This window comes from Streptomyces silaceus, from assembly GCF_001419745.1.
In the GTDB taxonomy this organism is placed as follows: Bacteria; Actinomycetota; Actinomycetes; order Streptomycetales; family Streptomycetaceae; genus Streptomyces; species Streptomyces silaceus.
Genome location: NZ_LIRJ01000428.1, coordinates 1 through 8,430, shown reverse-complemented (window position 1 = coordinate 8,430; position 8,430 = coordinate 1). Strand labels below are relative to the sequence as shown.

The following is an 8,430-nucleotide window of genomic DNA, read 5'->3' as shown; positions in this document are numbered from 1 at the left end:
GGGTGGGGGCAGGTCCTGGCGGGCGGCGGCGCGGCGCATGCGGCGGGAGTCCGGGAGTCGCGGGTGATCGCGCGGCGGGCCGGGACCTTCGAGGTACTGGCGCTCCTGGACGCGCACGGGCCGTTCCCCGGCAAGCGGCAGGACCACTTCGCGGGCGCGACGGCGTCCGACTGGCGGCGGGCCGAGCGGATCGATCCGGCGGCGTTCGGCCCGGACGACACCTGGGAGCTGGACTTCCGGTGCTACGCGATCCGCGGGCCGGGCGGGCGCGTCACGCTCGTGGACACCGGGATCGGACCCGCCGGCAGCCCCGCGTCGGGGTGGGCGCCCGTACCCGGCCAGCTGCCCGAAGTGCTGACGGCGGCGGGCATCGGTGCGTCCGACGTGGACACCGTCGTCCTGACCCATCTGCACGAGGACCACTACGGATGGGCCGTTGCGCCGGACCGGACGCCGATGTTCCCGGAGGCACGGCATGTCGTCCAGCGCGCGGAGACCGCCACACTGGGGGAGCACGACAGCGCGATGTCGTACGTCGTCGGCCCCTTGCGCGCGGCCGGGCTCCTGGACGAAGTCGACGGCCGGGTACGGCTCTTGAGCGGCGCCCGTGGTGGCAGTGGTGCGGGGCGAGGGCACGGCGGCGCGGTCACCCTCGTGCCGACACCCGGCCACACCGCGGGGCATCAGTCGGTGCTCGTCGAGGGCGGTGCGCGGCGGATCATGGTCACGGGCGACGTACTCGTGCACGCGGTGCAGCTCGCGAACCCGGCCGTGTCCTACGGTTTCGAACGCGACAAGGAGGCCGCGCGGCAGAGCAGACAACGCCTGCTGGCCGAGGCGCGCCGCACCCGGGCGGTCCTGGCGACGCCTCACCTCAACCGGGCCTTCGTGCCCGCCGTGGAGTCCCGGGAGTCGGGATGATCCAAGGCCAGGCTTGGGGGAGAGCAGTAAACCCGAGGATTGACTTGGTATTCGGGCGCGCGGGACGATCCTTTCGGGCCCGGGGCGGCAACCCGGCCGAGCCAGGCGTCCCGCTCCGGACGGCGCGCCGGGCGCAGGCCGGGTGCCGACCTCTTCCTCGGGGCGCGCGGGCCTCATGGCCCCCACCGGCCCCACAGCCCCTGCAACCCCCACGGCCCTCACGGCCCCCACGAAGGAGCGGAGTCGATGACGCCGACCGACGGCCCGGCCCACGCGGCGCACCGTCTCCTGACCGACCTGGGCGCGGGGCGGCTCGACCATCCCGGCGGAACCCTCCTGGCCCACCTCGGCCGCGTGCGGGACCGGCTCGACCAGTGGGGCGCCCGCCCCGCGCTGCGGCTCGCGGGCCTGTGCCACGCGACGTACGGCACCGGCGGCTTCGCCCCTGTGCTGCTGCCGCCCGCCGACCGCCGCCGCCTGCGCGACGTCATCGGCACGGAGGCCGAGGCCATCGTGTTCCTCTACGCGAGCTGCGACCGGCAGGCGACGTACGCGAGCCTCACCACGACACCCACCGGCGAGTCGGCCGCGCCCGACCGCCGAACGGCACCCACCGGGCGGACGATCCGCTTCCACGACCGCTTCACCGGTCGCACAGGGATCCCCGGCCCGCGCCGGAGCCGGGATTTCGCCGAGCTGACGGCGGCGAACGAACTGGACATCGCCTGCGTCGACGGTGCCTTCCGTGAGCGGTGGGGTGCCGACCTGATGGGTCTGTTCACCAGGCTCCGCCCCTGGCTGACCGACGCCGCGTGGCAGGCCTGCGAGAGGGAACTCGGCGGCGTCTGACACCCGACCGCAACGGGCACAGGATGTCGGGTCCGGCACAGTGGTCCCTTCCTAACGTGATGAACACAAGGGAAGGAGGCAGGAGTGCTTGAGCAGCTGAACCGGGCCCTGGAGCACATCGAGTCGCATCTCGACCGGCGGATCGAGGTGTCCGAGCTGGCGCGGATCGCGGTGACGTCGGAGTACCACTTCCGGCGGATGTTCTCCGCGCTGGCCGGGGTCCCGCTCTCGGAGTACATCCGGCGCCGGCGGCTGACCGTCGCGGGTGCCGAGGTGCTCGCCGGTGAGCGGACGCTGCTGGAGATCGCGGTGCGCTACGGCTACACCTCGGGCGAGGCGTTCGCGCGTGCGTTCCGCGCCATGCACGGCGTGGGTCCGGGCGAGGCCCGGCGCACCGGTGCCGCTCTGCACTCCCAGCCACGTATGTCCTTCCGTCTCGTCGTCGAAGGGAGCAGCAGCATGCGATACCGGGTCGTGGAGAAGGAGGAGTTCCGCGTGGTCGGCAGGAAGGCCCGCGTTCCGCTCGTCCATGAAGGGGTGAACCCCGCGATCGCCGAGTTCGTCCGGGGCATCGACCAGGAGACGGTCCGGCGCATCGCCGAGCTGTCCGACCAGGAACCGAAGGGGATCGTCGCGGTGAGCGACGACCTCGACCCGAGCCGGGCCGAGGGCACCGAACTCGACTACTACCACGCGGTGGTGACCCGGGCGGAGGTCCCCGACGACCTGGACGCGCTCACCGTTCCCGCGGGGACGTGGGCCGTCTTCGAGAACTCCGGCCCGTTCCCGCAGGCGCTCCAGTACCTGTGGCGGGACGTGTTCACACAGTGGTTCCCGTCCAACCCGTACCGGAGCCGTCCGGGGCCGGAGATCCTGAGCGTGCGGGTGTCGCCGGACGGGTCCGAGGCGGACGCGGAGCTGTGGATTCCGGTGGAGCGCGTGGAGGTCTGAACGGCCGCACCGGAGAGGTTCCTCGGCGGCTTACCGCCCCTGGGGTGGCGGCCGACCGGTGGCCCACCGGCACCTTATATAAGAGTTGACTTATATAAGGTGCTGGTGGCATGCTCGGGACGTGCACGCATTCGATGTGCTGGGTGATCCCGTCCGGCGACGCATCCTGGAACTGCTGGCCGAGGGCGAGCAGACCTCCGGGGCGGTGACCGCGACGATCCGCGAGGAGTTCGCGATCTCCCAGCCGGCCGTGTCCCAGCATCTGCGGGTGCTGCGCGAGAGCGGCTTCGCGACGGTGCGCGCCGAGGGCGCGCGGCGGCTCTACGCCGTCGACGCGGCCCCGCTGCGCGACGTCGACGCCTGGCTGGAGCGCTTCCGCGGCTTCTGGGAGCAGCGCCTCGACGCGCTCGGTACGGAACTGGCCCGCGGCAAGCGCGCCAGGCGGTCGCACGACGGCACACAAGGGGGCGGTGAGCGCGGTACGGACCGTCGTACCGTCACGAGCGAGAGCGAGGAGACCTCCGATGGGTGACATCGTCGACCGGATCAACGCCATGCACCGCCAGGTGCGGGACACCAGGACCCCCAAGGGCACCGGCCGCAGCATCGTCATGCGCCGCACCTACGACGCCGGAATCCACGACGTCTGGGAGGCGTGCACCGACGCGGAGCGCCTCGGGCGCTGGTTCCTGCCCGTCACGGGCGAGCTGAAGCTCGGCGGCCACTACGCACTGGAGGGCAACGCGGGCGGCGAGGTGCTGCGCTGCGAGCCGCCGCGACTGCTGAGGGTCAGCTGGATCCTCGGAGAGCCCAAGGAGGGCGACTTCAGCGAGGTCGAGGTGCGCCTGACGCCCGAGGGCGAGGAACGCACCCTCTTCGAGCTGGAGCACGTGGCCGTCGTCGACCCGGAGTTCTGGGACACCTACGGCCCCGGCGCCACCGGCGTCGGCTGGGACCTCGGTCTGGTCGGCCTGGAGAAGTACCTCGCCGAGGGCGAGGCGTTCGACCGCGAGGCGACGCAGGAGTGGAGCGAGTCCGAGGAGGCGCGGACGTTCCTGACGGCCAGCAGCGAGGCCTGGGGCCGGGCGAACGAGGCCTACGGCACGCCCGCCGGCACGGCCGCCGCGATGACGTCGGCCACCACGAACTTCTACGTGCCGCCCGCCTCCCGGCCCTGACCCGCGCCGGTGTCCGCGTTCCTCATGGACGCGTGCCGGAAGCGTGGGAGGAGCGTACCCGGGGCCGCCGTCCGAGCAGCTCGGCCAGGCCCTGGCGGGTGGCGGCCAGGACGACCCGGTCCTCCGGGCGCAGTACGTAGCCCGGGTGCAGGTCCCACACCAGCCCGGCCGGATGCTCGGTGCCGTCCTCGGGCGGCGCGGAGGTCAGGTCGGGCAGGCGGTCGTCCGGCGCCGCGCAGTCGAGGGCGAGCACCCGCCAGGATCCGGCCCGGAACGATTCCTCGATGGTGCGGCCCTCCAACTGCGGATGGCCCGCGACGTCGAGGGCGGCGAAGAGCAGGACCCGTCGCTCGACGGGGATCGCGCCGAGGATGTGACGGCCCATCATCGCCACCGCGAAGGCGGGCGCGGCGAGCGTGGAGACGCTCCGGCTGCGGGTGAGCGCAGCGGGGTGCGCGGCGCGCAGGGTGCGGTAGACCGCGGTGGCGAACGCGTCGTCGTACAGACGGAGCACGGCGCGGAGGTCGGGCTTCAGGGAGCGTGCGTACAGCGCCGCCTCGAGGTTGGTGGTGTCGCTGTTCGACAGGGCCATCAAGGCGTGGGCGCGGTGCACCTTCGCCGACTCCAGGACGCCCTCGTCGGTGACGTCCCCGATGACCGTCGGGACGCGCAGGCGACGGGCGAGCGGGACACCGCGCGCGTCCGGGTCCTCCTCCACGCACACCACGGGGATGTCCATCTCGCGCAGCCGGGCGAGCACACGGGTGCCGATCTTGCCGAGGCCGAGCAGGACGACGTGGCCGGAGAGCCCGCGGGGCGGCCGGCGCAGGGCGGCCGCGTTGCGGAACGTGCCCAGCGCTTCCAGGACGGCCGCCAGAAGGACGGGCAGGAACAGCAACCCGGCCAGACCGGACAGGAGTTGGAGGATCTGGCGGGAGGCGGGCTCGTCGAGCGCGGGGTCGTCGATGGCGAAGAGGTCGAGCAGGGTGAGGTAACCGGCGTGCAGCGGGTGGGCGCCGGGCACCGCCACCCAGTTCGCCACCGCCAGGCCGAGGACGCAGGCGGTGAGCCCGGCCAGCGACCAGCGCAGCCGGGGAGAGAAGAACGAGCCGAACGGGAGCCCGCGCCGCGTGAGGCGAACCGGCGTCTGCGCGGGCCCGGCGTGCGAGACGGTCTCCAGGACGACGGTGCCGCGGCCCGTCGCGCCGGCCACCGTCCGGGCGTCGGGCAGCAGTTGCGGCCCTTCTTCCTGGTCGTCGTCGTCCGAACCCTCCGCGCCCGCCGGGTCGTTGGTGGTCGCCGACAGCAGGGCGAGGGTGCACAGGCCCGGGTCGGCGACCTGCCCGTGCCCCGGCGGAGTGCGTTCCACGGCGCGGAGCAACAGGCCGTCGGCGTGGACGACCTTGCTGGTCCCGGCGACCGCGGTCGCCGCGAGCGCCGGGGCGGCGGTGTCCGCGTCGGACAGCACGGTGGTGGAGGTGTCCACCGTGGTCAGGTCGAGGCCGGGCGCGGCGACCGCGGACGCCTGGTCGAGCAGTTCCTCCAGGTGCTGGCCGAGTTTGCGGTTGTAGAGGCGGATCACCAGGCGAAGACGCGGGTTGAGACGGCGGGCGGCCAGCGCGGCATGGATGTTCGTCTCGTCGTCGTCATGCACGAGGGCCAGCGCGGCGGCCTCGCGCACGCCCGCCTCGACGAGGGTCGCCTCGTCGGGGGCCGGGGATTCGAGAACCCGCGGCTCCGGCGCGACTCCGTCCGGCGCGGCACGCGTCGCCCTGGCCATGACGGCCTGCAGGCGGCCCAGCAGAGCGGTGGCGGCCCGCCCGGCCGACCCCGCCGGCGTCGCGTCGCTCGCCCGCGCGGACGGCACGACGACCGTGACGGTCTCGCGGTAGACCGTGTGCAGCTCCGCGGCCAGCCGCTCGGCGAGCGCGTCGTCGCCGCACACGACCATGTGGCCGGTGGGCGGGGGCTGTTGCATCTGTGAGGGGAGTGAGGAGGACACGTCATGAGAGACCACGGCGGGGCGCCCGCCGGTTCCCGCGGTTCACTCGTTCACCACGGGTTTCCCGTCTGATGGATCTTGAAAGGAGTCCGTCCGCGTAAGATCCAAGTCCCGTGAACAGCAACACGATCCCGTTACCCGAGAGCACACGCCGCGCCGCCCTCGCCGCCCGTTGCCGTGCCGTCGTCGAGGCGCGCTGGTTCGCCGTCACCGTCTTCGCCCTGATCCTCGCCAACGCCGCCGTACTCGGTGTGGAGACGTACAGCGGTGTCACCGACCGCTTCGACGACGAGCTGAAGCTGCTCGAGCACTGTTTCCTGGGGGTCTTCACCGCGGAGATGCTCCTGCGGATCGCATCCCACGCGGACCGTCCGCGCGACTTCTGGCGCGACCCGTGGAATCTCTTCGACCTGGCCGTCGTGGTGTGCGCGTTCCTGCCCGTCGTCCGGGAGAACGCCACCGTGCTGCGGCTGCTGCGCCTCGCCCGGGTGCTGCGCGCCGCCCGCTTCCTGCCCCAACTGCGCATCGTCCTGGTCGCGGTGGGCCGCAGCCTGCCGGGAACGGTCAGCTTCCTGCTGGTCGGCGGGCTACTGCTCTACGTGTACGCGATGGTGGGCTGGGTCTTCTTCGGCGACGCCGACCCCGAGCACTTCGGTTCGATCGGCCGCGCCGTGCTCACCCTGTTCCTGCTGATGACCCTCGACGGACTCGGCGACGCGGTCCGCGCGGGCCTCGAGATCTCCCGCTGGAGCATCCTCTACTACGCCTCGTACGTCCTCATCGCCTCGTTCGTGCTGGTCAACGTCCTCATCGGCGTCGTGATCACCTCCCTCGACGAGGCCCGCACGATGGAGGAGCGCGAGGCGCGGGAAGCGCCGGCCCCTGCCCTTGCCTCCGCCCCCGTCCCCGCGCCCGTGCCCGTGTCGGAGGCGGACGTGCGGGTCCGGATCGCCGTGGCCCGCAGGGCCCTCGACGAACTGGAGGACAGCCTCGCCGCCTTCGCCGCGCCCCGCCGGTCCGGCGGGGAGGAGAGTGTGTCGCCGATGTCAGGGAACACGTAAATCGACAGGAGCGTAGAAACAGACGGAAGCGTCGAAAGAGGGAGAGGCGGACCGGCATGGAGATCTCCGGCATCTTCACCGCGATCGTGATCGGCATCGTCATCGGAATCCTGGGCCGCCTGGCCATCCCGGGGCGCCAGCGCATCGGCATCGCGTGGACGATCCTGGTCGGCATCGCGGCCGCGCTCGTCGGCACGGCCGTCGCCGCCGCCTTCGACGTCGCCGACACCAAGGGCATCGACTGGATCGAACTGGCCATCCAGGTCGGCCTCGCCGCCCTGGGCGTCGTAGGGGTGGAGCGCCTCAAGGGCCGCCGCTGATCCGCACCGGGTTCCTCCCGGATGATCCGCTCCGGGCTACTCCCGTGGTCGTATGCGAGGCCGACGCGGGACGCCTACGGTGAGGGCGTGATGACCTTCGACCGCCTTGTGGCCCGTGCGCGGGCGCTGCCGCCGCAGTCGGTGGACCTGCTGGTCGCGGTGGTCGTCGGTCTGTTCGCCGGCGCCGACCTGGCGGTGAACGAGCCGGGGTACCGGCAGGCGGACGGGTTCTCCTGGCTGCTGTTCGCCCTCTCCCTGTGCGCGCTGCTGTGGCGCAGGAGGTGGCCCGTCGCGGTGGCCCTGGTGACGGGGGCGGCCTGCGCGGGCTGGGCGCTGTACGGGCACATCGGCGAACTGCTGAACCTGCCGGTGATCGTCGCCCTCTACACCGTCGCCGTCCAGGGCAGTCGGCGCCGTACCGCCTGGGCCGCGCCGATCGCCGCGGGCGCGTCCGGCGTCGTCGCCCTGACGGTGGGCAAGGACGTCGTCAATCCGCAGGGGCTGCCCGTCCTGGAGATGGTGTGGCCGCTCGTCCCGCTGCTGCTGGGCGAAGTGGTGCGGACGCGGCGGCAGTTGCTGGCCGAGTACGCGGCGCGGGCCGAGCGCGCGGAGGCCGACCGGGAGCGGGAGGCAGCGCGCCGCGTGGCCGAGGAACGGACCCGCGTCGCCCGGGAACTCCACGACGTGGTGGCCCACACGGTGGCCGCCATGACCGTGCAGGCAGGGCTCGCCCTGGACGCGCTGGACCGCAGGCCCGACGTGGCACGGGAGGCGATGCGCACGGTGCGCGACGCGGGCAAGGAGGCCGTACGGGAGCTGCGCGCCACGGTGTCCGTGCTGCGCGAGCCGGGCGGCGAGAGCACCGCCCCGGCGCCGGGCGTCGCCCGGATCCCGGACCTGGTGTCCGGCCTCACGGGCAAGGGGATCGACATCGCGCTGCGGCAGGACGTGCCCGCATCGGCGGGCCTGCCGCGCATGGTCGACCTGGCCGCCTACCGGATCGTGCAGGAAGCGCTGACGAACGTCGTGAAGCACGCGGGCGCTCGGCACGCCGCCGTCTCGGTCGGGTTGCGGGAGCGGCGCCTGTGCGTCGAGGTGGTCGACGACGGGAAGGGGGACGGCGGGCAGGGGCCGGGCGGTCCCGGCGC

General features: G+C 73.1%; 9 protein-coding genes. 8 read left to right on the top strand and 1 reads right to left on the bottom strand.

The annotated features are described in order from the left end of the window. The first annotated feature begins 63 nt into the window (after positions 1-63). The 5 genes from AOK22_RS32500 to AOK22_RS32480 all read left to right on the top strand — a co-directional run bounded on the left by AOK22_RS32500 (position 64) and on the right by AOK22_RS32480 (position 3,899). On the top strand, positions 64-921 hold the full coding sequence (locus tag AOK22_RS32500) for an MBL fold metallo-hydrolase (protein ID WP_055702304.1): 858 nt from the start codon (positions 64-66) through the stop codon (positions 919-921). 246 nt (positions 922-1,167) lie between these two features. Further along, the gene (locus AOK22_RS32495) at positions 1,168-1,770 is read left to right on the top strand and encodes a DUF6817 domain-containing protein (RefSeq protein ID WP_055702303.1); all 603 of its coding nucleotides are present in this window, start codon (positions 1,168-1,170) and stop codon (positions 1,768-1,770) included. A gap of 84 nt (positions 1,771-1,854) precedes the next feature. Next, a complete protein-coding gene (locus tag AOK22_RS32490) occupies positions 1,855-2,721 on the top strand; it encodes an AraC family transcriptional regulator (RefSeq protein ID WP_055702302.1) in 867 nt (288 codons plus the stop codon). 121 nt (positions 2,722-2,842) lie between these two features. Further along, positions 2,843-3,253 carry an ArsR/SmtB family transcription factor gene (locus AOK22_RS32485; RefSeq protein ID WP_055702301.1) on the top strand — a complete coding sequence of 137 codons (411 nt, stop codon included), beginning with the start codon at positions 2,843-2,845 and terminating at the stop codon, positions 3,251-3,253. Beyond that, positions 3,246-3,899 (top strand): SRPBCC family protein, encoded by a 654-nt coding sequence (locus AOK22_RS32480; RefSeq protein ID WP_055702300.1) that lies wholly within the window; start codon positions 3,246-3,248, stop codon positions 3,897-3,899. Before AOK22_RS32485 ends, AOK22_RS32480 begins: the two co-directional genes overlap by 8 nt. A gap of 22 nt (positions 3,900-3,921) precedes the next feature. Here the strand turns inward: AOK22_RS32480 and AOK22_RS32475 are convergent, their stop codons facing one another. Then, positions 3,922-5,877, bottom strand: coding sequence for an NAD-binding protein (locus AOK22_RS32475; protein ID WP_055702299.1), 1,956 nt, complete (start codon positions 5,875-5,877; stop codon positions 3,922-3,924). A gap of 137 nt (positions 5,878-6,014) precedes the next feature. Between AOK22_RS32475 and AOK22_RS32470 the strand changes: the two genes are divergently transcribed. From AOK22_RS32470 to AOK22_RS32460, 3 genes are all read left to right on the top strand, one after another. Next, positions 6,015-6,962 (top strand): ion transporter, encoded by a 948-nt coding sequence (locus tag AOK22_RS32470; protein WP_055702298.1) that lies wholly within the window; start codon positions 6,015-6,017, stop codon positions 6,960-6,962. Positions 6,963-7,018: 56 nt separating this feature from the next. Then, positions 7,019-7,282 (top strand): hypothetical protein, encoded by a 264-nt coding sequence (locus AOK22_RS32465; RefSeq protein WP_055702297.1) that lies wholly within the window; start codon positions 7,019-7,021, stop codon positions 7,280-7,282. A gap of 90 nt (positions 7,283-7,372) precedes the next feature. Continuing rightward, the coding region (locus AOK22_RS32460; RefSeq protein WP_055702296.1) for a sensor histidine kinase at positions 7,373-8,430 on the top strand (1,058 nt) is incomplete at its 3' end.

Bases quoted from the DNA above. Each gene is read 5' to 3' on its own strand.
- AOK22_RS32495 (WP_055702303.1), top strand. From the start codon at position 1,168: ATGACGCCGACCGACGGCCCGGCCCACGCGGCGCACCGTCTCCTGACC.
- AOK22_RS32465 (WP_055702297.1), top strand. From the start codon at position 7,019: ATGGAGATCTCCGGCATCTTCACCGCGATCGTGATCGGCATCGTCATC.
- AOK22_RS32480 (WP_055702300.1), top strand. From the start codon at position 3,246: ATGGGTGACATCGTCGACCGGATCAACGCCATGCACCGCCAGGTGCGG.
- AOK22_RS32475 (WP_055702299.1), bottom strand. From the start codon at position 5,877: ATGCAACAGCCCCCGCCCACCGGCCACATGGTCGTGTGCGGCGACGAC.